The following is a 22,450-nucleotide window of genomic DNA, read 5'->3' as shown; positions in this document are numbered from 1 at the left end:
GGCCGCCGCGCTGCACCTTATCGTCTCGAGCGCCCATGAATATTCTTCCCCAGCCCATTTCCAGCACCTTCAACCGCTTCGTCGAATCGGAAAAAGCCGGCGGCATCCTGCTGATCGGCTGCACCATCGTTTCCCTGCTGCTGGCCAACTCGCCGGTGGCCGCACCGTACCTGCATTTCTGGCACCTGCCGCTGGCCGGCCTGTCGGTCGAGCTGTGGATCAACGACGCGCTGATGGCGATCTTTTTCCTGCTGATTGGCCTCGAACTGCAGCGCGAAATCCAGAGCGGGGAGTTATCGACCATCCGCAGCGCGCTGCTGCCGATGGTGGCGGCCGTGGGCGGCATCGCGGTGCCGGCGCTGATCCACTTCGCCCTCAACGGCGGCACGCCCAGCCAGGCCGGCATGGGCATTCCGATGGCCACCGACATCGCTTTTGCGCTGGCGGTGCTGATGCTGCTCGGCAGCGCGGTGCCGACCTCGTTGAAGGTGTTCCTGACCGCGCTGGCGGTGATGGACGACCTGGGCGCCATCATTGTCATCGCCGTGTTCTACACGTCCACGCTGGCGCCGTGGTATCTGCTCGGTGCGCTGCTGGTATTTGCCGCGCTGTTCGGCATGAACCGGGTGCTGCGCGTGCGCGCGCTCTCGCCGTACCTCGTTGGCGGCGCGGTGATGTGGTTCCTGATGCTCAAGTCCGGCGTGCACGCCACCATCGCTGGCGTGCTGCTGGCGTTCGCGATTCCGTATTCGACCAGGGACCAGGACGAGCAATCGCCGGCGCACCGCCTCGAGCACTTCCTGCACACGCCGGTGGCGTTCATCATCCTGCCGATTTTTGCGCTGGCCAACACCGGCATCGTGATCGGCGCCGGCGCGATGCAGGAGCTGGCATCGCACAACAGCCTGGGCATCCTGGCCGGGCTGGTGCTGGGCAAGCCGCTCGGCATCGCGCTGGCGTGCCTGCTGGCCGTCGCCGTGGGCCTGTGCACGCTGCCGGCGGACCTCAAATGGCGCCACGTGATCGGCGCCGGACTACTCGGAGGAATTGGATTTACCATGTCGATTTTTATTACCAACCTTGCCTTCGCCACGAACCCGGCGCTGATCAACGCCTCCAAGATGGCGATCCTGCTGGCCTCCCTGGCGGCCGGCGTGGCGGGTTTTGTCTGGCTCAAGCTGTTTGGCAAACCGGTGGCGTCCCGATGACCGGGCCGCTGTTCGATACCCTGCGCCAGTTGAACCTGGCGTGGTTCTCGCTCATCAACGCCAATCCCGGCCTCGATGGCTGGCAACTGGCCGGCGCGTTGTTTGCCGCCGAGCGGGTGATCCTGCTGGCGCCCGCAGCGCTGGTGGTGCTGTGGTTGTCGGGTCGGCGCGGGGCGCGCCAGGCGGCCGTGGAGGCCGCGCTGGCGGTACTGTGCGGCCTGGCGGTGAGCGGGGCGATCGGCGCGCTGTGGTTCCACGACCGGCCGTTCGCGGCCGGCATCGGCGCATGCTTCCTCGACCATGCGCCCACCAGCTCCTTCCCCAGCAACCACGGCACCATCATGCTGGTATCGGCGCTGATGCTGGCCACCAGCCACGCCCCGCTGGCCCGGCGCTGGGGGCTGGTGCTGTTGCCGCTGGCCGGGCTGGTGGCGTGGTCGCGGGTGTTCATCGGCGTGCACTGGCCCATGGACATGCTGGGCGCGCTGGTGCTGGCAGTGGCGCTGGTGGCCGTGTTCCGGCTGCACTGGCTGGCGGCGCTGAATGCCACCGTTACCGGTTGGGTGGTGGCCGCGTACCGCCGTCTGCTCGCGCCGTTGATCGATCGCGGATGGTTGAGACCGTAGTTGGGCTTTTTGGTGGATAATACAAATGTTGCCATTTGCGCCAGCGCCGATTTACGCGATGCAGATGGCACCTGTCCAGCGTAGCGCCGGATGTTCATCTAACAATTGCGGTCGCGGACCTGGTCCCACGGCCTGCATATCTCAAGAGACTGCCAACGACATGAATATTTCCATCAGACCCGCAACGACGATCCTGCTCTCCACCCTGGTCGGCCTCTCGGCCTGCAGCCAGCTGCCAGCGGGCGACAAGGCCTCCGCCATCTCGGCCTCGCGCGCCACGTTCGGCACGCTGTCGAATGGCGCCAAGGTCGAAGCGGTCACGCTGAAAAACGCCGCCGGCATGTCGGCCACGCTGATCTCGTACGGCGCCACCGTGCAAAGCCTGCGCTTCCCGGACAAGCAGGGCAATGCCGCCGACCTGGTGGTCGGTTACGACAACCTGGCCGGCTACGAAACCACCCCGGGCTTTACCAACGTCACGGTCGGCCGCTACGCCAACCGCATCGCCAAGGGCACGTTCGCACTCGATGGCAAATCCTATCCGCTGTCGCTGAGCGAACCGCCGAACACCCTGCACGGCGGCACCATCGGCTGGGACAAGCGCAACTGGGTCGTCAAATCGGTGGACCAGACGGCCGACAAGGCCTCGGTCACCTTCACCCTGACCTCGCCGGACGGCGACCAGGGCTTCCCTGGCACCGTCGTCGCCGACGTGACCTACGAGCTCAATAACAATAACGACCTGACCATCCGCTACGGCGCCACCACCGACAAGCCGACCGTGGTGAACCTGACGTACCACAGCATGATCAATCTGTCGGGCATCCCGGCCTCGCGCCTGGCTACCGACGCCGATCTCACCATCGAATCGGACGCCATCCTGCCGGTCGATAAAACCCTGATCCCGACCGGCACGCCGCTGCCGGTGGCCGGCACGCCGTTCGACTTCCGCACGCCCGCCAACGTCACCGCGCGCGCCCGCGCCGAGCACCCGCAGCTGGCGCTGGCCAACGGCGGCATCGACCACAACTACGTTCTGCGCGGCGGCAAAACCGCCACGCCGAAACCGGCCGTGACGCTGGAAGACCGCCAGTCCGGCCGCGGCCTGAAAATCGCCACGACCGAGCCAGGCATGCAGGTTTACACCGGCAACTTCCTCAAGGGCGAAATCGTGGGCAAGGGCGGCCAGCGCCTGACCAAGTACCAGTCGATCAGCTTCGAGGCACAGGGTTATCCCGACGCGCCGAACCAGCCGGCGTTCCCATCGACCCGCCTGGACCCGGGCCAGAACTACTCGCAGACCACGGTGTTCCACTTCTACCAGCTGAAGTAAGCCGTTGCAGGGGCGGCGCTGCGCGGTCCGGCGCCGTCCCGGCATCGCTGGCGTGGGGCGCGCCAGCGAATCGCCATGACCGGGGCGCGCGCGGTCGTCAGCCGATACTCATCTGATATGCCGCCGGCCTTCAGCCATTGAGCAGCCGGCCGCCATCGACCACGATTTCCGTGCCCAGGGACCAGCGCGATTCGTCGGAAGCCAGGTACAGCACGGCCTTGGCCACTTCTTCCGCAGTGCCAAAGCGCCCGGCCGGAATGCTGGCGGTAATCTCCTGGTCGAGCTGGGCGCGGTAGGCGTCGGGCACGCCCAGCTTGTCGTACAGCGGCGTATTTACAGGACCCGGGCTCACCGCGTTGAAGCGCACGCCGCGCGGCAGCAGTTCGCTCGACAGCGTCCTGGAGAGGTTGAGGAAGGCCGCCTTGGTGGCGGCATAGACCGACGAATGCGCAGCGCCGGCATGGGCGCTGACTGACGTGTTCAACACCACCGAGGCCGGGTTGGCAAACACCGGCAGCAGCGACTGGATCAGGAAGTACGGGCCCTTGACGTTGATGTCGAACGAGCGGTCGTACATCTCCTCGGTCCAGTTCTCGATGGGCAGCCACGCCGATATGCCGGCGTTCAGGAACGCCACGTCGAGCTGGCCGTAGTGGTCCTGTACCGCCTGCGCCAGTGCGCGCTGGGCGGTCACGCTGGCCGAATCGGCACCCAGCACCAGCACCTCGGAGCCGAGCTCCGACCTGGCCCGCGCGAGGGAATCGGGATTGACGCCGGTGACTACCACGCGCGCGCCTTCGTTCAAGAATTGTTTGGCCGTTTCGAGGCCGATGCCGCTGGTGCCGCCGGTGATGAGGGTGCGTTTGCCTTGTAAGCGTGACATGGAAATCCTTGTTGGTTCGATTGATCGGGTCGGGAGTATCCCGACCGACACAATGAACCTGATCGGAAGATCCGATAAGTCATCGATTTTGCATATAATTCATACTCCCAGTGTATGAATGGATCCCATGGACCGCTTCTTGTTGATGACGTGTTTTGCGCGCGCGGTGGAAACCGGCAGTTTTTCCGCCGCCGGGCGCGATCTCGGGCTCAGTCAACCGAACGTCAGCCGCTACGTGGCCGCGCTGGAAGAGCATTTGCAGGTCCGCCTGCTGCACCGCTCCACGCGCAAGCTCGGTCTCACGCCCGAAGGCGAGCGCTATTACGCCGAGGTGCGCCGCATCCTCACCGCCGTCACCGAGACCGAGCTGGCGATCCGCGACAACGTGGCACCATCGGGACTGCTGCGCGTGGCGTGTCCGACCCTGCTGACCCAGACCTTCGTCCTGCCCCACGTGCCCGAGTTCCTGGCGCTGTATCCGGCGGTGGCGCTCGACCTGCAGTTCAACGACGGCTATGTCGATTTGCTCGATGAAAGCGCCGAGCTGGCGATCCGCATCGGCCACCTCGAAGACAGCGCCTTGCGCGCGCTGCGCATCGGCGAGTTCGAGCGGGTGTGCGTGGCCAGCGAAGCGTATATCGCCAAGCATGGCTGTCCCGACAAGCCCGACGACCTGCGCGACCACCAGTGCGTGCTGTACACGCTGCTGTCGTCGGGCACCACGTGGCGCTTCCGCGGCGCCGAAGTGCCGGTCACCGGCCGCGTCAGCGTCAATTCGCCGGAGGCCGCGCGCGAGCTGGTAGCCGCCGGCCTTGGCATCGGCTACGGTCCGCGGTGGTTGTTCGCGGCGGGCATCCGCGACGGCAGCTTGCGCGTGCTGCTGCGCGAGCACGTGCCGCCCCCGGTGCCGATCCAGATCCTGTACGTGGCCAACCGCCTCATGCCGAGGCGGGTGCGCGTGTTCATGGATTTCATTGCGGCCAAGTTCGCCGCTGTCGCCGCGCTCAACGGCCCGGGCGCGGGTTAATTCAAGCCAGCGCCGGATAGTCGGTATATCCCGCCTCGGCGCCGCCACAGTAAGTGGCGTGCTGCGGCGCGTTCATCGGCGCATTCGCCTGCAGGCGGGCGATGAAGTCGGGGTTGGCGAGCACCAGCTGGCCGTAGGCTTCCACGTCGGCCAGGCCGCTGGCCACGTCGGCGCCGATGTTCTCGCGCGGCCGGCCCGGCCGATTCAGTACCAGCGTGCCGTGCCAGGCGGCGCGCAGGTCGCGCAGCAGCGCCTCGTCGCCCTGGTCCATCAGGTGCAAATAGGCCAGGTTCAGCCGATCGAGTCCGGCCACCAGGTGGCGGTAGAGGTCCGGGCCTTGCTCGCCCTCGGCGATGCCGCCGGCCGTGCTGCCGGGCGACAGGCGGATGGCGGTGCGGTCGGCGCCGATTTCGTCGGCCACGGCTGCTGCCACTTCGAGCGCGAAGCGCACGCGGTTGGCAATGTCGCCGCCGTATTGGTCGCTGCGAGTATTGGCGTTGGGCGCGAAGAACTGGTGCACCAGGTAGCCGTTGGCGCCGTGGATTTCAACGCCGTCGGCGCCGGCGTCGATGGCGCGGCGCGCGGCCAGGCGGAAGTCGGCTACCGTCGCCTGCACCTCGGCGGTGGACAGGGCGCGCGGCACCGGGATGTCCTGCATGCCGGTGGCGGTAAACATCGGCACCCCGGGGGCGACAGCCGACGGCGCGACCGGTGTGCGGTGGTGCGGCGTGTTGTCCGGGTGGGACATGCGGCCGGCGTGCATCAACTGGATAAACAGGCGGCTGCCGTGGGCGTGCACCGCGTCGGCCACCGGCTTCCAGCCGGCGACGTGGGCATCGGTGTAGATGCCGGGCGTGGACAGGTAGCCCTGGCCGTCGGCGGACGGCTGCGTGCCTTCGGTAATCACCAGGCCCACGCTGGCGCGCTGGCCGTAGTACAGCGCGGCCAGCGCGCCGGGCGTGCCGTCGTAACGGGCGCGCGAGCGCGTCATCGGGGCCATGGCCACGCGGTTGGTCAGATCATAGCGTCCGGCGCGGACGGGTTGAAACAGTGTGCTCATGATGGTCCTTTCGTGGAGTCGATGCGCTATCATGCACTGCTTACGCAATGGGATAAATCCAGTTTATTGCAATACACTGATCCAAAAATGGAGCAATGATGGAGTTCTTGAACGACATGGCAATTTTCGTGGAGGTGGTGAAGGCCAGGGGCTTTCGCGGCGCGGCCGAGGCGCTGCACATGCCCAATTCCACCATCTCGCGCCGTATCGGCCTGCTGGAAAAGGCGATCGGCCTGCGCCTGCTCCACCGCACCACCCGCAAGGTCGAGCTGACCGAGGCGGGGCAGGTGTACTACGAACGCTGCAAGCGCATCGTCGACGAGGCGCGGCTCGCGCATGAACAACTGGGCGACATGCTGGCGCAGCCCACCGGCACCTTGCGGGCGTCGCTGCCGGTCGATTTCGCGGTGATCTACATGGCGCCGCTCATCGCCGAATTTGCGCAGCTGTACCCGGGCCTTACGTTCGACTTCGACCTCACGCCGCGCCAGATCAACCTGGTGACGGAACCGTTCGATGTCGCCATCCGTATCGGCGAACAGGAAGACTCGCACCTGGTGGCGCGCCACCTGGCGTCATTGACACCATTTTTGTATGCGTCGCCCACGTACCTCGAACGCGAGGGCGAGCCGGCCACGCCGGCGGACCTGGCGGGCCACCAGTGCTTCAACATGAACAAAAACGGGTTATGGGCCTTGCACGGCGGGGACGTGGTGACACAAGTTGCGGTGGGCTGCCGCTATGCGCTCAACAGCGTGGGAATGCTACGGCGCCTGGCCACACTCGACCAGGGCATCATCCTGATGCCGCCGGCCATCGTGGCCGACGACGCGGCGGCGGGCCGGCTGCGCCAGGTGCTGCCGGCATGGCACGGCAAGCCGGTACCGGTGTACGCGGTGACCGAGACGCGCCTGCTGCCGGCCAAGACCCAGCGCTTCATCGAATTCATCAAGCAGCGGCTGGAAGCGGAACATGGAACTCGCCCCCAGGATATTGCGCGCACATGAAGTCCACGAACGCGCGCACCTTGGGGCTTTGCAGCCGGCGCGACGTGTGCAGCACCCACAGTTCCACTTCCTCGCCGGCCATGCCCCACGAGACCAGCTGGCCCGCATCGAGCAGCGCGCCGATGATCGAGCGCGGCACCAGTGCCGCGCCGGCGCCGGCGGCGATCGCATCGCGCACCATCAGCAGCGACGACACCCGCAACACCGGCTGCGGCGCGACGGCGTAACCGCCGGCGACCGTCCAGGTATCGCCGTCGCGGTAGCCGGGCGTGACCACGGCCGGCACGGGCCCACCGGCCGCTGGCCTGGCCACTGAAGGTGCTGCGGCCAGCACCATCCTGTCCCTGGCAAAGCAGCGACCCACCAGCGCGCTCTCCTTTGCAGGGTTGATGCGGATCGAGACGTCGAAGTGTTCGTCGACGATATTCACCAGCCGGTCCTCGGCCACGGCGTCGATCTGTACCTCGGGGTAGAGGGCCAGGAAGCGCGCCGCAATGCCGCCCAGCGCCACCTGCGAAAACAGCAGCGGCGCGGCCACCCGCAAGCTGCCGCGCGGCGTGGCCACGCTGTCGCGCGCCGCCGCCACGGCTTCGGCCACCTCGTGCATCGGCCCCGCGGTGCGGCCCCGCAGCAGTTGTCCGGCCTCGGTCAGCTCGAGCGACCGGGCGCCGCGTTCGATCAGGCGGATGCCCAGCGCCTCCTCCAGCTCCGCCACCCGCCGCGACAGCGTGGCCTTCGACCGTCCGCTGGCGCGGCTGGCCTTGCCGAAGCCGCCATGCGCGGCCACCAGCTGAAAATCACCGAGTGCGTTGTAATCAATGCTGTTCCAATAATGATACGCAGAGTCTCGATTTTAGAGGCTTCGCAGGACAAATGAAACAATTTATCGTGCAGCCTTACCCAATCAAGGAGGTCTCACATGAACAGCAATCGAGCATTGGTATTGACTGAATACGGCGGCGCCCACGCCCTCAAGCTTGCAGCGGTGGCCGCGCCGGTGCCCGGCCCGGGACAGGTGGTGGTGCGGGTGCACGCGGCCGGCCTCAATGCGCTGGACTGGAAGCTGCGCGAGGGCTACGTGCGCCAGGCATTCCCGCTGCAGCTGCCGGCGGTGCTCGGCATCGAACTGGCCGGCGTGGTCGCAGCGGCAGGCGCGGACGTGACCCGGCTGCGCGTGGGCGACCGCGTAATGGGGCCACTGGGCGGCCTGGGCGCCTACGCCGAACTGGTGGCCGTCAAAGAGGCCAACCTGGCGCTGGTGCCGCCCTCGATGTCCATGACCGCCGCCGCCTCCCTGCCGCTGGCAGCGGTGGCGGCATGGAGCAGCCTGCACCTGGCCGGCCCGGTTCATGGCGGCCAGCGAATATTGATCCACGGCGCGGCCGGCGGCCTCGGTGGCTTCGCGGTGCAGTACGCGCGCCAGGCCGGCGCCGTGATCTACGCCACCGCGCGCAGCAGCCACATGGACTACGTGCGCAGCCTGGGCGCCGACCACGTGATCGCGTATGACAGGCAGCGCTTCGAGGACGAAGTACGCGACATCGACCTGGTGCTCGACTATGCGGGCGGCGACGTGGTGGCCCGCTCGTGGGCGGTGCTGGCCGGGCATGGCGCCATCGTCAGCGCCGCCACGCCCGACATCGTGGCCAGCACGCCTGCCGGGCGGCGCGGCCTGTGGTTCCAGAACACGCCCGACACCGCGCGCCTGCAGGCGGTCGCCGACGATGTTGTGCACGGGCGCTTGCAATCGAAAGTAGCTGCGGTAGTGCGCTTCGACGACCTGCCGGCGGCGATCGAGCGCCAGCGCACCGGGTCCACGCCGGGCAAAACAGTGGCGACACTGGTCGGCTGAGGCAGGCGGTGGGGCTGCGCGGATGGCGCACGATCAGGCATGTGAGCGATACGTGGCGTGTTCTGTAGGAAGTAGGCAGGGGCTCGATCGTGCCCGGGGTGCTATGATGCCTTTAAGGAAATCCTCACGGATCTACTCCGCCAGCGTCAGCCCTGCGTTACCGCTTCCTGGACCATCAGTTACACAGCCGCTTACAGCAGGACCGCAATATGGGAAAACTACTCACGCCACGCCGGGTCTTGATCGTCGACGACAATTGCGATGCCGCCGACATGGTCGGCGCGCTGCTCGAGGCCTGCGGCTGCGCCATCATGGTGGCCTACGGCGGACAGCAGGCGCTGTCGATCGCCGACGATTTCAAGCCCGACGTCATTTTCCTCGACATTAACATGCCCGGCATGGATGGCTACCAGGCCGCCACCGCACTGCGCCAGCGCGCCAGCGGCAGCACCGCCCGCATCGTGGCGCTCACCGCGATGAACGACGCCGCCTCCCGCGCCACCATGGCCGCAGTCGGCTTCGACGGCCACCTGGCCAAGCCGGCGTCGCTGGAGTCGCTGATCGGGGCCACGCGGTAGGAGCGGCGCACCGGCGGCTACAGTTCGGCAGCCGGTCCAGACAAACTGTCGAATGTCAGTACCTGCGCGCCCACCGCCCGGGCAAACGCCTGGTCATGGCTCGACACGAATACCACGGCCTTGGCGCTCTTTTCGCGCAGCAGATCGACCAGCACCGCGTGCGCAGCGACATCGAGACCGTTCGACGGTTCATCGAGCAGCAGCACGGACGGCTCGCCGATCCACGCTGCCGCCAGCATCAGCTTCTTTTGCGTACCAAGCGACATGTCGCCGCAGCGCGTGCCCAGGTGGCGGTCCAGGCCGAAGCGTTCGACTACCGCATGCACCTGCGGCGTCAGCGAGCAGCGCTTGGCCTGTGCGACGAACGCCAGCAATTCGCTGCCGGTGATGAACGGGTAGATCGGACATTCATCGGGCGCGTACGCGAGCCGCAGCTTGGCCCTGATTGGCTCCTGATGCAGCGCATGACCGTCTATCCACACGGCGCCGCTGTCCGGTGGCGTGACGCCGGCCAGCACCCGCAGCAGCGTCGATTTGCCCACGCCATTGGGACCGCGCAGCATGTAGGCGCCGCGCTGGCAGGTCAGACTGATCGAGCGCAGCACCTTCCGCGCGCCATACGATTTACACACTTGTTCAACACGCAGCATGGGAATTCCTCAAGTCAGGCAAACGAAGGTGACGGCAATCCACAAGCCGGTCACGATGGTGCCGATCACCACGGCGTGGCGGTCGGTGACCAGGTGCGGTAACGACAACGCCGCCAGCAGCAGCAGGTATGACGCAACCGACGCTGTCGCATGCCACGGCGTGGTCGCGCCCATGTCCCAGGCCGCGATTGACAGCGCCGCCAGCAACGGCAGGCAGCACGCGGCCACCACCGCCAGGTCGAATGGCCGCCACCAGCGCGGCGCCAGCGGCAGCGCGCCGAAATAGCTGGCGCTATCGACATGCGTGAGGTGCAGGAAGCGCAGCATGCCGCTCATGATCAGCACTACCACGCCTTGCGCGATCACGATGGTGGGGAAGCTGCGCGCGTCGCCCTCGAATATGCGGGCCAGGCTCCAGGCGCCTGCCGCGATGGCCAGCGCCGTCAGCGCCTTGCCGGTCAATTCGTTGCGGCGTTCGCGCCAGAGCAGCGCCAGTGACAGGTGCAAAGGAGCGAACCGCGCGACTGCACCGGTGCGTGTGCCGGTGCGACCGATGCGCGGCACCTGTATCCTGTTGCGCGCGGTCGGGTCGGCAGGCGGGGGACCGCGCCACAGCACCACCAACGCGCAGGCGCCGACCAGCACTTCGATGGCCAGTGCAGCGCGCGTGCCGAAACTGGCCGCGAGCAGCACGCACGCCGCCACCAGCACCAGCGTTTGCAGGCTGGCCAGCCGTTGCTCCAGCACGGCCACCTGCACCACCAGGGCCAGCACCAGCACATCGCCCAGCAGCAGCGTGTGCGCGAGCGGGCGCTGGTGGCCGATGGTGACCGCCATCGCGCCAAGTGCCAGCAGCAGCAACGGTCCGTTAGCCAGCACGAGTACCAGCACATCGACATGGCGCAACTGGCGCGCCGTGAACGGCAGCGATTTCAGGAACGCCATAAACGGCCCACCCTCGATCTGTGCGCGCTGCATGCCGGCCCACAGGCCCGCGAACGCCAGCAGCGCCGCCAGGTGCAGACTGCGCTGGACCACATCATGGTGCGGCGCCAGCAAGGAGAGCAGGGGATAGGCCAGCGTGGCGATATTGCTGAGCAGCGAACTGCCCAAGGCGGCGCTCAAACCGAAGAACAGCACGGCCGCCTGCCAGCGCCGCAGCAGCAGGCGTGCAGTGGTGGTGGCGTACCAGCGCAGGCGGTGGGTGAGCAGGGGTAGGGCGAAGATGGTGCGCTCCAGGTCGTGGCACCGTCGCGCCGTCAGTTTCAAGTTCCTTTCGGCGCAATCGGCGCGGGCAGGGCTGCTGCCGCATCGGCAGGCGTGGAGCGAGCGCCTGTCTCGCGCAGCTCTGGCCGCGCCGGCAGGTCGCGCGGCAGCCTGAAATCCCATGCCAGTCCGGCACACTGCATGCCGCGCAGTACCCACCATCCCGGATCCCATTCGCCTTCGGCAAGGCCAAGGCGGGCTGACCCCGGATAGGCGTGGTGATTGTTGTGCCAGCACTCGCCCATTGTCAAGAGCGATGTGAGGTGGATGTTCCGGCCTTGCACCGCTGCGCCGGCCACTTCGTAGCGCATGGCGCCATGGTTGTGGGCGAAATAGCCGATCAGCCAGTGCCCGATCACGCCGGCCGTCACGCGCGCGCAAACGCCCCAGAACACGAAACCCCAGCCGCCCCACCCGTACAGCAGCAGCGCCGGCGGCAGCTGTTGCAGCATCCAGGTGCGTTCGAGGGATCGGTAGAAACGGTCGCCGGCCACTCGTGCTTCGAGCTCGATGTGCGGCGGCGACGCCAGGTGCAGGTCGCAATGCAGCTGCCACCACGCATCGGTCCACATGCTGCGGCCATGGCGCAGATAGTCGTGGCATACCGGCAGTCGCTGGGCGTAGTCGCGCAGTTCGTGCTGGCGCAGCAGTCCGAGCGGACCCGCCAGACCGACCTGCACGCCGAGATAGACCAGCACGTACTCGAGCCACTTGGGGCATTGGTAGCTGTTATGGATCAGTTTTCGATGGCTGCCGAGCGAATGGCCGAACAGCAGTACCACTGCCGTGGATACCACGAAGACGGCAAACGCGCCCATGCTGAAATGGATCGTGCCGCCGATGATTCCCGCTCCCGCCATGGCGATCAACCACAGCGATTTGACGGGTGCGTAGCGCACGTCGCCATCGATCATGCAGGCATCGTCCGCGCAGCGCACCCGGTGTTGCAGCAGACTTGCCGCCCGTTCGGTCATGATCATCCCCTGGTAAGAGTTAAACTGCTGGTCAGGTACTGGATTTTTTCAATGCGCGCGACTCGCGCTTGAGCGGCCCGGCGACCGGGCACACTTCGAACGCATAGCCGGTGAGGGTGTTGACCAAGTGGTCGCGATTGAGCTGGTAGTACACAAATTGCCCCTCGCGCTCGCGCGTGACCAAGCCGGCGTTTTCCAGGACAGACAAGTGGCGCGAGATGGCGGGTGCGCTCATTGAAAAACGCTGGGCCAGGTCGGACGTCGACAACCGAGCCTCCGACAGGTAAGCGAGGATTTGCCGACGCGGGCTGGACGCCAGCGCTTCAAAAACAAGATCGAGGGCCATGATGCGATTAACCTATTAACGAATTTGTTAATAGGTTAATCGTTGTTTTGCGGGGTGTCAACTATTCAGCGCTATTCACGCCATGCCCCCAGCAGCGATCGCGTTCAAGGCCTGACGCACGGCGAGGGCTCGTTGGTCCGTGTCGAGATAGTCTACCGGCGCAGCATTTTGAAAGGCAAGATTGGGCGTATGCAGCCAGACCATGGCTGTTTCTTCGTCACCGAACAGCTCCCGTGCCTGGTTCATGATGTCGGCCTGCCGCGATAGGCGTTCCGATGTGGTGTTGGAATGAAATTTGGTCATCAAGTAATCCTCCCATATCCAGCTGTCCATTATGCCGGGTGGGCGATAAATCACCGCCCGATTCAAGTCGCTATTTGATCTCCAAAACCGCGATCTTCTCTCCCTCGATCTGAAAATCAAACCCCAGCACCACCGGACTGCCCGGGAAATTGCCCGACACCTCACCCTCGACCACGCAACCGTGTGCCCTCGGCGTGCAGTCGAGCAGCGCGACGGTGGCCGCGTATTTTGCGCTCGATGCCTGTTTCCAGGCGCGGATGGCGTCGGGGCCCTGGTGGCGTTCGCGCTCGTCGCGCACTTCGCCGTCTGCGCCAAAGCACGCGGCCACGCCATCGGCATCGTGCGCATTTTCGGCATTGAAGTAAGCTGCAACCACGGCTGGCAGTTCGATCGTCATGTCATGCTCCTGTGAGGTGAGTAAGGTGAGTACTGATCATAGGTGCGACGTTTCGGACGCGATACGCTGGTTTGCGGTATAAACTATCAACCCAAAGTTAATAGTCGATCCGATGAAACCCTATTCGATGGAAGCGATCCGCATCTTCCTGGCCGTGGCCGAAGCGCGCAGTTTCACGGCGGCGGCGATCCGGCTGGGCGTCACGCCGGCTGCCGCCAGCAAGGCCGTCAAGCTGCTCGAAGCGCAGCATGGCGTGATCGTCCTGGTGCGCAATACGCGCCGGGTGGCGCTGACCGAAGCGGGCACCGCCCTGTATGCCAGCCTGCTGGCCGCAACCACCCAGATCGACGAGGCTTTTCTCGCGCTCACGCGCTACCGCGACCGGCCGGCGGGCACCCTGCGGCTCACCGTGCCGCGTGCGCTGGGCGCCCTGGTGCTCAAGGATCTGGCGCCGCGCTTCCAGCGCGCATATCCCGATGTGGCGCTCGATATCTCGCTCGACGATGGCGAGGTCGATCTGCTCGAACAGGGCTTCGATGCCGGCATCCGCCTGGGACAGCAGGTGGCCCAAGGCATGGTGGCGGTGCGCCTCACCGACGATCTGGCCTGGTCCGTGGTGGGCGCGCCGGCGTACCTGGCGCGCGCCGGGCGCCCGCGCATCCCCGAAGACCTGGTGCGCCACGCCACCGTGCGTTATCGGTTCCACCGCTCCAGGGCGCTGGCGCCGTGGAGTTTCGTGCGCGACGGCGACCGCTTCCAGGTGGAGACCGGCCAGCACCTGGTCGTCAACGACACCGGTTTGATCGCCGACTTCGTGCGCTCCGGCCTTGGACTGGCCTACCTGCCCGTCATCGAGATCGCTGCCGACCTGGCGGCGGGGCAGCTCGAGCGCGTGCTGCAGCCTTTCGTGCCGCGTACGTCCGGGCTGTTCCTGTACTTCGCCGCCAAAACCCAGAGCCAGCCCAAGCTGCGCGCCTTTATCAACATGGCGACAGCCGCACCAACAACCACACCGACCGACCGCAGTGGCCCGATTTGACCGATAATGCTGGCTATCTCATTTTTAGCACCAGAATTGGAAGCCTCCCATGGAAATCAAGGTCAACTTTCTCGACAAGCTGCGGCTCGAAGCCAAGTTCGACGATTTTACGGTCATCGCCGACCAGCCCATCCGCTACAAGGGCGACGGCTCGGCCCCCGGCCCGTTCGACTATTTTTTGGCGTCGTCGGCCCTGTGCGCAGCGTATTTCGTGAAGTTGTATTGCAATACGCGCAATATCCCGACCGAGAATATCCGCCTCTCGCAGAACAACATCGTCGATCCGGAAAATCGGTATAAACAGATCTTCAAGATCCAGGTGGAGCTGCCGGCCGATATCTCCGACAAGGACCGCCAGGGCATCCTGCGTTCGATCGACCGCTGCACGGTCAAAAAAGTGGTGCAGGAAGGCCCCGACTTCGTGATCGAAGAAGTGGCCAACCTCGATGCCGACGCGCAGGCGCTGCTCACGCTTAACCCGGACGCCGCCGCCCGCACCTTCATCCCCGGCAAGGACCTGCCGCTCGAGCAGACTATTGCCAATATGTCGGGTGTGCTGGCCAACCTGGGCATCAAGATCGAAATCGCTTCGTGGCGCAACATCGTGCCCAATGTGTGGTCGCTGCACATCCGCGACGCCCATTCGCCGATGTGCTTTACCAACGGCAAAGGCGCCACCAAGGAAAGCGCGCTGGCCTCGGCCCTGGGCGAGTACATCGAACGCCTGAACAACAACCACTTCTACGCCGGCAGCTACTGGGGGCAGGATATCGCCAACGCCGATTTCGTCCACTACCCGAACGAGCGCTGGTTCAAGCCGGCCCGCCGCGACAAGCTGCCCGCCGAGATCCTCGACGACTACACGCGCGCCATCTACGACGCCGACGGCGAACTGCGCGGGTCGCACCTGATCGACACCAACTCCGGCAATATCGAGCGCGGCATCTGCGCGCTGCCGTACACGCGCCGGTCCGATGGCGCCACCGTGTACTTCCCGTCCAACCTGGTCGAAAATCTGTATGTCAGCAACGGCATGAGCGCCGGTAACACGCTGGTCGAAGCGCAGGTGCAGTGCCTGTCCGAGATCTTCGAGCGCGCCGTCAAGCGCGAAATCATCGAAGGCGAAATGGCGCTGCCGGACGTGCCGCAGGACGTGCTGGCCCGATACCCCGGCATCGTGGCCGGCATCAAGGGACTGGAAGAGCAGGGCTTCCCGGTGCTGGTCAAGGATGCCTCGCTCGGCGGCGTTTACCCGGTCATGTGCGTCACGCTCATGAACCCGCGCACCGGCGGCGTGTTCGCCTCGTTCGGCGCCCATCCGAGCCTGGAAGTGGCGCTCGAACGCAGCCTCACCGAACTGCTGCAAGGCCGCAGCTTCGAAGGCCTCAACGACCTGCCGCAGCCGACGTTTGCCAGCGAAGCGGTGACGGAGCCGAACAACTTCGTCGAACACTTCATCGATTCGAGCGGCATCGTTTCGTGGCGTTTCTTCAGCGCGAAGGCCGATTACGATTTCGTCGACTGGGACTTTTCGGGCAAGGGCGAGAACTCCAACGCCGAGGAGGCGGCCACGCTGTTCGGCATCCTCAAGGACATGGGCAAGGAAGTCTACACGGCCGTGTACGACGACCTCGGTGCGGTGGCCTGCCGCATCCTGGTGCCCGGCTACTCGGAAGTCTACCCGGTGGAAGACCTGGTCTGGGATAACACCAACAAGGCGCTGCTGTTCCGCGAAGACGTGCTCAATCTTCACCGCCTGGACGACGCCGCGCTCGAAGCGCTGCTCGAACGCCTGGACGATAATGAGCTCGATGAATACGGCGACATCGCCACCCTGATCGGCATCGAGTTCGACGAGAACACCGAGTGGGGCCAGCTCACCACGCTGGAACTGAAACTCCTGATCAACCTGGCGCTGAAAAACTTCGACGAGGCCAAGGAACTGGTCGAGTCCTTCCTCCAGTACAACGACAACACGGTCGAGCGCCGCCTGTTCTACCAGGCGCTCAACGTGGTGCTCGAAGTGGAACTCGACGACGACATGGACCTGGCAGACTACGAAGTCAACTTCCGCCGCATGTTTGGCGATGTGCGCATGGACGCGGTGCTCGGCTCCGTCGCGGGCACGGTGCGTTTCCACGGCCTCGCGCCAACCAGCATGCAGCTCGAAGGTCTGGAGCGCCACGCACGCCTGATCGACAGCTACAAGAAGCTGCACGCGGCGCGCGCCAGGGCGGCTGCGCGCTAGGCAGCGGTCAGCTGGCGCCCACCTGCCGATTCACCCGGCGGTTCATGGCCACGACATCGGCGTGGCTGGGCGCCGGCCCCAGTTCCGCAAACAGCGCCGGCAAGCGGTCGCGCCTGGCGGCCGCCTCGCCCTTGACGGCGGCGGCCAGCGCCGTGCGCATGGTCTCTGCGTCATCGTCGCAGCAGTAGGCTGGCGTCGATGGCTGCTGGCGCCACGATTCCTCCAGCGAGCCCGCATCGACCGCATCGAAGCCCACATCGTCGACCAGCGTCATGGCCGTCTTCCTGCTTGCCTCGTCGTCGGCTGCCACCGCGACCGCCAGGCGGTCCGCCGCCCCGGCCGGACGTCCCAGCTCGGCCAGGCTGTAGGCCAGGATGTTGTTGAACGCCTTTACCACCGGGCGGCCGATCTGCTGCACCACCCAGATGCTTTCCGCCGTACCCGCGTCGATCTCCGCGATGCGTTCATCGCGCAGGCCGGGGTAGTAATTGCTGGTGTCGATCACGGTGACCGTGGGTGCCACCGCGTCGAACAGGCCGGCGGGCAGGCCACGCATGGCCGGCAGCGGTATCGCCAGGATGACCGCTTCCACGCCTTGTACCACGTCCTGCACGCTCGCTGCCGTGGCCTTGATCGCGTCGGCCAGTTCGCGCGCGCCTGCGGCGCCCCGGGTGTTGGCGATGCGGACGTCATGGCCTGCCGCGACCAGTTTGCGGGCGAGGGTGCCGCCGATATTGCCGGTGCCGATAATTCCGATGCGCATATGAATTCTCCTGTGTGAATACGTCAGGCAGGCAGTTTAGGGAGTCCATGTGATAATGGGAAGTACCGACTAAAAAGTAAGTAACCAACCGAAGTGTGATCACGATGACCGAGACAGAACGCGTATGGAACTGCAGCGATCCCGAAAAACGCCGCGAATGGGCGGCCAGCACCACCGAAACGCTGCGCGTGCTGGAAGGGAAATGGAAGATCATCATCCTGTGCCAGCTGTTCGCGGCCAAGGCGCCGCTGCGGTTCTCGGACCTGGAGCGGCTGATCGACGGCGTCAATCAGAAGATGCTGATCCAGCAGCTCAAACAGCTGGAGCAGGACGGCATCGTGCTGCGCACGGTGTACGCGCAGGTGCCGCCCCGGGTGGAATACGCGCTCACCGACATGGGCTTTGCACTGGGACCGTCGATGCAGGCGCTGATCGAGTGGGCCGAGATGCGTCGCTCCCGGCCCACGCCTGAACCCATCGCCTGATCAGGCGGGCTTTGGCCCGTCCGGCGGCGCGATCTTGAACCAGATCGCATACATGGCCGGCAGGAACACCAGCGTCAGCACGGTGCCTGCAATGGTGCCGCCGATCAGCGTGTAAGCGAGCGTGCCCCAGAATACCGAGTGGGTGAGCGGGATGAACGCCAGCACGGCAGCGAGCGCGGTGAGGATCACAGGCCGCGAGCGCTGCACCGTTGCCTCCACCACCGCGCGGAACGGATCGAGACCTGCCTTCTGGTTGTCGTCGATCTGGCCGATCAGGATCAGCGTGTTGCGCATCAGGATGCCCGACAGCGCGATCAAGCCCACCAGCGCATTGATGCCGAACGGCTGGCCGAACAGGATCAGGGTCGGCACCACGCCGATCAGGCCCAGGGGGCTAGTCAAAAACACCATCACCATTGCCGCGATCGAGCGCACCTGGAAGATGATGATCAACAGCGTGATCGCCAGCATGATCGGGAACAGCGGCAGCATGGCCGTGGTGGCCTTGCCCGATTCCTCGATCGAACCCGCTTCAACGATGTGGTAGCCGCTGGGCAGCTTCGCGACCAGCGGTTGCAGCTGGGCCGTGATGGCGCCGGAGACATCGGGCGGCTGCAAGCCGTCAGCGATATCGCCGCGCACGTTGATCGTCGGCACGCGGTCGCGGCGGCGCACCAGCGGTTCTTCAGAGCGCACTTCCACCGTGCCCACCTGCGAGAGCGGAATGCGCTGGCCGTCGGCGCCCGACAGCGTGAAGTCGGCGATGCGGGCCGGGTCGAGCCGGTTGTTGCCGGCGGAGCGCGCCATCACCTGCACGGTGCGGATGTCTTCGCGCACGGCCGTCAATGGCACGCCGTTGAGCAGGAACTGCAGCTGCTGCGCCACCGAGGTGGAAGTGAGGCCCACCGCCTGCAGGCGGTCCTGCTGCAAGGTGAAGTGCAGCGACGGCGTGCGCACGCCCCAGTCGTTGTTAACGGTGCGCATCATCGGGCTCGCTTCGAGCACGTGCTGCACGTCGGCCGCGATGTCGCGCAATTTGACCGGGTCGGGGCCGCTCACGCGGTAGGCAACCGGATAGGGCGAGTAGGGGCCGAACACCAGCTGCGTCACGCGCAGCCGCGCCTCGGGCGCCAGGCCAGCGGCGACCACTTCGCGCAGGCGCGCTTTCAACGCGTCGCGCTGGTCCTGGCTGTCGGTGCGGATGACGATCTTGGCAAACGACGGATCGGGCATCTCCGGCCCCATGGCGAGATAAAAGCGCGGCGCGCCCTGGCCGATATAGGCGGTGACGATTTTCGCTTCCGGCTGTTTGGCCAGCCATGCCTCGACCTTGGCGCTGGCGGCGCTGGTCTGGCCGATCGCGGTGCCGAACGGCATCTGCACCTCCACCAGCACTTCCGGCCGGTCGGAGACCGGGAAGAACTGCTTCTTGACCACGGCCATGCCGCCGATAGCCAGCGCGAACAGGCCCACCACGGCGCCGGCGACGACCCATTTGCGGGCGATCACGCGGCCCAGCACATGGCGGAAGCGCTGGTAGCGCGGTGTGTCGTACAACGCTGCGTGGCCGCCTTCGACCGGCTTTAGCTGCGGCAGCATCTTGACGCCCAGGTACGGGGTGAACACCACCGCCACCACCCACGACGCGATCAGCGCGATACCGACGATCCAGAACATATTGCTGGTGTACTCGCCGGCCGATGATCGTGCAAAGCCATTGGGCATGAAGCCCACGGCCGTGACCAGGGTCCCGGCCAGCATCGGCGCGGCCGTGTGGCTCCAGGCATAGGCCGAAGCGGTGATGCGGTCGTAGCCTTCTTCCATCTTGACCACCATCATTTCGATGGCGATGATGGCGTCGTCCACCAGCAGGCCCAGTCCGAGGATCAGGGAGCCGAGCGTGATGCGGTCGAAGTTCTTGCCGGTGGCGGCCATCACGATGAACACCACCGCCAGCGTCAATGGCACGGCGGCAGCAACCACGATGCCCACGCGCCAGCCCATGCTGACGAAGCAGACCAGCATGACCACCAGCAGCGCCACGAAGAACTTGACCATGAATTCATCGACGGCCGAACTGATATTGACCGCCTGGTCGGTGACCTTGGACAGGCCCATGCCCAGCGGCAGTTCGGCGTTGATGGCGCCGACTTCCGTGTCCAGCGATTTGCCCAGGTCCAGGCCATTCCAGCCGTCGCGCATCACCACACCCAGCAACAGGGCCGGTTCGCCGCCATTGCGCAGGATGAAGCTCGATGGGTCCTCGTAGCCGCGCTTGACGGTGGCGATGTCGGACAGCTTGAGGGTGCGCCCCTGCACGACGATCGGCGTGTCGCGGATTTTTTGCAGCTGGTCGAAGGCGCCGTCCAGGCGGATGAACACCTGCGGGCCGCTGGTATCGACCGAACCGGCAGGCGTCAGCACGTTCTGGTTGTTGAGCGCCGCGAACACCTGCTGCGGCGCCACGCCCAGCGTGGCCAGGCGCTCGTGCGAGAATTCCACGTAGATGCGCTCCGGCTGCTCGCCGATGATGTTGACCTTTTTGACGCCTGGCACATGCAGCAGGCGCTGGCGCAGCGTCTCGGCATCGCGCACCAGCAGGCGTTGCGGCTCGCCCTTGGCCTTCAAGGCGAACAGCGCGAACGTGACGTCCGCGTATTCGTCGTTGACCATCGGACCGATCACGCCCTGCGGCAGGTTGCCCGCCTCGTCGCCCACCTTTTTGCGGGCCTGGTAGAACTGCTCCTGCACCTCGGCCGGCGGCGTGCTGTCCTGCAGCGTCAGGGTGGTGAAGGCGAGGCCGGGACGGGTGTAGGTTTCGCTGCGTTCGTACCAGCGCAGTTCCTGCAAACGCTTCTCGAGCTTTTCGGCCACCTGGTCCTGCATTTCCTGCGCGGTGGCGCCGGGCCAGGCGGTGATCACGGTCATGACCTTGATGGTGAAGGCCGGGTCTTCCGCACGACCGAGCTTGAAGAACGAGACCACGCCCGCGACCGAGATCAGGAAGATCAGGAACAGCGTGATCGCGCGCTCGCGCACGGCCAGCGCGGAGAGGTTGAAGCGGCCCGCGCTCATTGGCTGGCTCCGGTGGTGGTGGCTGCTGCTGCCGATGCCGGCGCACCGGCCGTCGCTGCCGGTGTAGCTGCTGCCGCTGCCGCCCTGGCCGGCGCTGGTTCTGCCGCCAGCCTGACTGTTTCGCCCTCCCGCAGCAGGTGCGCGCCCAGCGCCACGATACGCTCGCCGGACTTGAACGGGCCGGTCACAAAGGCGACGTCGTCACCGAGGCGCTGCACGGCCACCGGCCGCCACGTGACCTTGGCCGGCTGGCCCTGGATCAGCCACACGCCCGGGCCCTTGCCGGCATCGTGCAGGGCGCCCATCGGCACCGACCAGGCGCGAACGGTTTGGGTGTCGGCACGGGCGTCCGCGGGCGTGGCGGATTTCGCGTCGGCCGTGGTATAGGCTGCGGCTGTTGGTGTCGCGGTGGCCGACGCCGCATCGGCAAGCTCGATGGTCACCGTCGCGCCCAGCGGCGCGGCAGCGAGCGCGCCTTCGAGAACATATCGTGCTTCGTAGGTGCGGGTGGCGCGGTCGGCGGTGTCGGACAGCTGGCGCAGGCGCGCGGGTACAGCTTGAGCGCTCTGGCCGAACAGCGTGGCCAGCCCGGTCGAACCGAGTCGCGGACGCAAGGTTTCGGGCAGCGCGATCACGGCTTCGCGGCTGCCGGCGCGCGCCAGGCGCAGCACCGGCTGGCCGGCGGCCACCACCTGGCCCGGTTCGGCCAGGGTGTCCATGACGATGCCGTCGGCGTCGGCCACCAGTTCGGCGTAGCGGCTGGCGTTGCGCGCCACTTCGGCCTGGGCCTCGGCTGCCTTCAATTGCGCTGTCGCGGCGTCTGCCGCCGCGGCCACCTGGTCGTAGGCGGCGGCGGAAATGGCGCCGGTGCCGCGCAGGTCGCGGTAGCGCGCCTCGTCTTGCGCGGTTTGCTGGGCGCGTGCGCGGGCTGCGGCGACCGCTTCCAGCTGGGCGGTGGCAGCCAGTTTCAGGTCGATCGGATCGATCCGCATCAGGACCTGGCCGCGCTTGACCTGCTGGCCAGTATCGACCAGCCGTTCGAGGACCTTGCCGGCCACCCGGAACCCCGGTTCGCTCTGCACGCGGGCGGCGACGGTGCCAGTGAACGCGCGCGCGCCGCGCGCCGCTTCAGTGAGCATGGTGGTGCGCACCAGCGGCGCTTCGGTACGCGGATCGGAGGGAGGAGGTTTGCCGCAGCCGGCCAGCAGCAAAACGGGCAGGCAGACAGCAAGGAAGGCTGCGGAGAGGGCAGTGGAGGCGACGAGGCGGCGAGGCATGGAAATCCCGTGAGTGAACAAAACAGGATTTCATTTTGAGACTAGTGACCAAT

Annotated in this window: 22 protein-coding genes; 10 read left to right on the top strand and 12 right to left on the bottom strand. The window is 66.1% G+C overall.

What is annotated here, in order from left to right; genetic code table 11:
- The first annotated feature begins 35 nt into the window (after positions 1–35).
- The 3 genes from nhaA (at position 36) to SR858_RS16600 (ending at position 3,167) form a co-directional block, all read left to right on the top strand.
- Positions 36–1,208, top strand: a complete 1,173-nt coding sequence (gene nhaA, locus SR858_RS16610; protein WP_019920123.1) for a Na+/H+ antiporter NhaA — start codon at positions 36–38, stop codon at positions 1,206–1,208.
- Positions 1,205–1,834, top strand: a complete 630-nt coding sequence (locus SR858_RS16605; RefSeq protein WP_019920122.1) for a phosphatase PAP2 family protein — start codon at positions 1,205–1,207, stop codon at positions 1,832–1,834. The genes nhaA and SR858_RS16605 overlap by 4 nt, the downstream gene beginning before the upstream one ends.
- 160 nt (positions 1,835–1,994) lie before the next feature.
- On the top strand, positions 1,995–3,167 hold the full coding sequence (locus tag SR858_RS16600; protein ID WP_019920121.1) for an aldose epimerase family protein: 1,173 nt from the start codon (positions 1,995–1,997) through the stop codon (positions 3,165–3,167).
- A gap of 130 nt (positions 3,168–3,297) precedes the next feature.
- Here the strand turns inward: SR858_RS16600 and SR858_RS16595 are convergent, their stop codons facing one another.
- Positions 3,298–4,050: an SDR family oxidoreductase gene (locus SR858_RS16595; RefSeq protein ID WP_019920120.1), complete on the bottom strand. Its 753-nt coding sequence runs from the start codon at positions 4,048–4,050 to the stop codon at positions 3,298–3,300.
- 127 nt (positions 4,051–4,177) lie between these two features.
- Between SR858_RS16595 and SR858_RS16590 the strand changes: the two genes are divergently transcribed.
- Positions 4,178–5,077, top strand: a complete 900-nt coding sequence (locus tag SR858_RS16590) for a LysR family transcriptional regulator (protein ID WP_019920119.1) — start codon at positions 4,178–4,180, stop codon at positions 5,075–5,077.
- A 1-nt stretch (position 5,078) separates the two neighbouring features.
- Here the strand turns inward: SR858_RS16590 and SR858_RS16585 are convergent, their stop codons facing one another.
- The gene (locus SR858_RS16585; RefSeq protein ID WP_019920118.1) at positions 5,079–6,137 is read right to left on the bottom strand and encodes an alkene reductase; all 1,059 of its coding nucleotides are present in this window, start codon (positions 6,135–6,137) and stop codon (positions 5,079–5,081) included.
- Positions 6,138–6,235: 98 nt separating this feature from the next.
- Here SR858_RS16585 and SR858_RS16580 point away from each other — a divergent pair, with 98 nt between their 5' ends.
- Positions 6,236–7,144 carry a LysR family transcriptional regulator gene (locus SR858_RS16580; protein WP_322534622.1) on the top strand — a complete coding sequence of 303 codons (909 nt, stop codon included), beginning with the start codon at positions 6,236–6,238 and terminating at the stop codon, positions 7,142–7,144.
- Here the strand turns inward: SR858_RS16580 and SR858_RS16575 are convergent.
- Positions 7,086–7,964, bottom strand: a complete 879-nt coding sequence (locus SR858_RS16575) for a LysR family transcriptional regulator (RefSeq protein ID WP_026636963.1) — start codon at positions 7,962–7,964, stop codon at positions 7,086–7,088. The genes SR858_RS16580 and SR858_RS16575 overlap by 59 nt on opposite strands.
- A 99-nt stretch (positions 7,965–8,063) precedes the next feature.
- Between SR858_RS16575 and SR858_RS16570 the strand changes: the two genes are divergently transcribed.
- Complete coding sequence (locus SR858_RS16570; protein WP_026636962.1) at positions 8,064–8,996, top strand: NADP-dependent oxidoreductase; 933 nt, start codon at positions 8,064–8,066, stop codon at positions 8,994–8,996.
- A 209-nt stretch (positions 8,997–9,205) separates the two neighbouring features.
- Positions 9,206–9,574, top strand: a complete 369-nt coding sequence (locus SR858_RS16565) for a response regulator (protein WP_026636961.1) — start codon at positions 9,206–9,208, stop codon at positions 9,572–9,574.
- A 17-nt stretch (positions 9,575–9,591) separates the two neighbouring features.
- Here the strand turns inward: SR858_RS16565 and SR858_RS16560 are convergent, their stop codons facing one another.
- From SR858_RS16560 to SR858_RS16535, 6 genes are all read right to left on the bottom strand, one after another.
- Positions 9,592–10,224: an ABC transporter ATP-binding protein gene (locus SR858_RS16560; RefSeq protein WP_019920113.1), complete on the bottom strand. Its 633-nt coding sequence runs from the start codon at positions 10,222–10,224 to the stop codon at positions 9,592–9,594.
- A 9-nt stretch (positions 10,225–10,233) separates the two neighbouring features.
- On the bottom strand, positions 10,234–11,493 hold the full coding sequence (locus tag SR858_RS16555; protein ID WP_019920112.1) for a hypothetical protein: 1,260 nt from the start codon (positions 11,491–11,493) through the stop codon (positions 10,234–10,236).
- Positions 11,490–12,464: an acyl-CoA desaturase gene (locus tag SR858_RS16550; protein WP_154819714.1), complete on the bottom strand. Its 975-nt coding sequence runs from the start codon at positions 12,462–12,464 to the stop codon at positions 11,490–11,492. Before SR858_RS16550 ends, SR858_RS16555 begins: the two co-directional genes overlap by 4 nt.
- A 31-nt stretch (positions 12,465–12,495) precedes the next feature.
- The gene (locus SR858_RS16545; protein ID WP_026636960.1) at positions 12,496–12,810 is read right to left on the bottom strand and encodes a metalloregulator ArsR/SmtB family transcription factor; all 315 of its coding nucleotides are present in this window, start codon (positions 12,808–12,810) and stop codon (positions 12,496–12,498) included.
- A gap of 75 nt (positions 12,811–12,885) precedes the next feature.
- The gene (locus SR858_RS16540; RefSeq protein ID WP_322533668.1) at positions 12,886–13,113 is read right to left on the bottom strand and encodes an MbcA/ParS/Xre antitoxin family protein; all 228 of its coding nucleotides are present in this window, start codon (positions 13,111–13,113) and stop codon (positions 12,886–12,888) included.
- A gap of 70 nt (positions 13,114–13,183) precedes the next feature.
- Entirely contained in the window at positions 13,184–13,510 is a 327-nt protein-coding gene (locus SR858_RS16535) for a nuclear transport factor 2 family protein (RefSeq protein WP_019920108.1), read from the bottom strand.
- 112 nt (positions 13,511–13,622) lie between these two features.
- Here SR858_RS16535 and SR858_RS16530 point away from each other — a divergent pair, with 112 nt between their 5' ends.
- Entirely contained in the window at positions 13,623–14,549 is a 927-nt protein-coding gene (locus SR858_RS16530; RefSeq protein WP_051120252.1) for a LysR family transcriptional regulator, read from the top strand.
- A 49-nt stretch (positions 14,550–14,598) separates the two neighbouring features.
- On the top strand, positions 14,599–16,797 hold the full coding sequence (locus SR858_RS16525; RefSeq protein ID WP_019920106.1) for an OsmC domain/YcaO domain-containing protein: 2,199 nt from the start codon (positions 14,599–14,601) through the stop codon (positions 16,795–16,797).
- 7 nt (positions 16,798–16,804) lie between these two features.
- Here the strand turns inward: SR858_RS16525 and SR858_RS16520 are convergent, their stop codons facing one another.
- Complete coding sequence (locus SR858_RS16520) at positions 16,805–17,560, bottom strand: NADPH-dependent F420 reductase (RefSeq protein ID WP_019920105.1); 756 nt, start codon at positions 17,558–17,560, stop codon at positions 16,805–16,807.
- Between the two features lie 104 nt (positions 17,561–17,664).
- On the opposite strand from SR858_RS16520, the gene SR858_RS16515 reads away from it, so the two are divergent.
- Positions 17,665–18,045, top strand: a complete 381-nt coding sequence (locus tag SR858_RS16515) for a winged helix-turn-helix transcriptional regulator (RefSeq protein WP_019920104.1) — start codon at positions 17,665–17,667, stop codon at positions 18,043–18,045.
- On the opposite strand, the gene SR858_RS16510 is transcribed toward SR858_RS16515, so the two are convergent.
- Positions 18,046–21,120: an efflux RND transporter permease subunit gene (locus SR858_RS16510; RefSeq protein WP_019920103.1), complete on the bottom strand. Its 3,075-nt coding sequence runs from the start codon at positions 21,118–21,120 to the stop codon at positions 18,046–18,048.
- Positions 21,117–22,397, bottom strand: a complete 1,281-nt coding sequence (locus tag SR858_RS16505; protein WP_051120251.1) for an efflux RND transporter periplasmic adaptor subunit — start codon at positions 22,395–22,397, stop codon at positions 21,117–21,119. Before SR858_RS16505 ends, SR858_RS16510 begins: the two co-directional genes overlap by 4 nt.
- Between the last annotated feature and the right edge of the window lie 53 nt (positions 22,398–22,450).

Source organism: Duganella zoogloeoides (assembly GCF_034479515.1).
Classification (GTDB): Bacteria; Pseudomonadota; Gammaproteobacteria; order Burkholderiales; family Burkholderiaceae_D; genus Rugamonas; species Rugamonas zoogloeoides.
Note: the sequence above shows the minus strand (reverse complement) of the source record. Positions and strands in the feature narration are given on the sequence as shown.

Bases quoted from the DNA above. Each gene is read 5' to 3' on its own strand.
- nhaA (WP_019920123.1), top strand. From the start codon at position 36: ATGAATATTCTTCCCCAGCCCATTTCCAGCACCTTCAACCGCTTCGTC.
- SR858_RS16605 (WP_019920122.1), top strand. From the start codon at position 1,205: ATGACCGGGCCGCTGTTCGATACCCTGCGCCAGTTGAACCTGGCGTGG.
- SR858_RS16600 (WP_019920121.1), top strand. From the start codon at position 1,995: ATGAATATTTCCATCAGACCCGCAACGACGATCCTGCTCTCCACCCTG.
- SR858_RS16595 (WP_019920120.1), bottom strand. From the start codon at position 4,050: ATGTCACGCTTACAAGGCAAACGCACCCTCATCACCGGCGGCACCAGC.
- SR858_RS16590 (WP_019920119.1), top strand. From the start codon at position 4,178: ATGGACCGCTTCTTGTTGATGACGTGTTTTGCGCGCGCGGTGGAAACC.
- SR858_RS16585 (WP_019920118.1), bottom strand. From the start codon at position 6,137: ATGAGCACACTGTTTCAACCCGTCCGCGCCGGACGCTATGATCTGACC.
- SR858_RS16580 (WP_322534622.1), top strand. From the start codon at position 6,236: ATGGAGTTCTTGAACGACATGGCAATTTTCGTGGAGGTGGTGAAGGCC.
- SR858_RS16570 (WP_026636962.1), top strand. From the start codon at position 8,064: ATGAACAGCAATCGAGCATTGGTATTGACTGAATACGGCGGCGCCCAC.
- SR858_RS16565 (WP_026636961.1), top strand. From the start codon at position 9,206: ATGGGAAAACTACTCACGCCACGCCGGGTCTTGATCGTCGACGACAAT.
- SR858_RS16560 (WP_019920113.1), bottom strand. From the start codon at position 10,224: ATGCTGCGTGTTGAACAAGTGTGTAAATCGTATGGCGCGCGGAAGGTG.
- SR858_RS16550 (WP_154819714.1), bottom strand. From the start codon at position 12,464: ATGACCGAACGGGCGGCAAGTCTGCTGCAACACCGGGTGCGCTGCGCG.
- SR858_RS16545 (WP_026636960.1), bottom strand. From the start codon at position 12,810: ATGGCCCTCGATCTTGTTTTTGAAGCGCTGGCGTCCAGCCCGCGTCGG.
- SR858_RS16540 (WP_322533668.1), bottom strand. From the start codon at position 13,113: ATGACCAAATTTCATTCCAACACCACATCGGAACGCCTATCGCGGCAG.
- SR858_RS16535 (WP_019920108.1), bottom strand. From the start codon at position 13,510: ATGACGATCGAACTGCCAGCCGTGGTTGCAGCTTACTTCAATGCCGAA.
- SR858_RS16530 (WP_051120252.1), top strand. From the start codon at position 13,623: ATGAAACCCTATTCGATGGAAGCGATCCGCATCTTCCTGGCCGTGGCC.
- SR858_RS16525 (WP_019920106.1), top strand. From the start codon at position 14,599: ATGGAAATCAAGGTCAACTTTCTCGACAAGCTGCGGCTCGAAGCCAAG.
- SR858_RS16520 (WP_019920105.1), bottom strand. From the start codon at position 17,560: ATGCGCATCGGAATTATCGGCACCGGCAATATCGGCGGCACCCTCGCC.
- SR858_RS16515 (WP_019920104.1), top strand. From the start codon at position 17,665: ATGACCGAGACAGAACGCGTATGGAACTGCAGCGATCCCGAAAAACGC.
- SR858_RS16510 (WP_019920103.1), bottom strand. From the start codon at position 21,120: ATGAGCGCGGGCCGCTTCAACCTCTCCGCGCTGGCCGTGCGCGAGCGC.
- SR858_RS16505 (WP_051120251.1), bottom strand. From the start codon at position 22,397: ATGCCTCGCCGCCTCGTCGCCTCCACTGCCCTCTCCGCAGCCTTCCTT.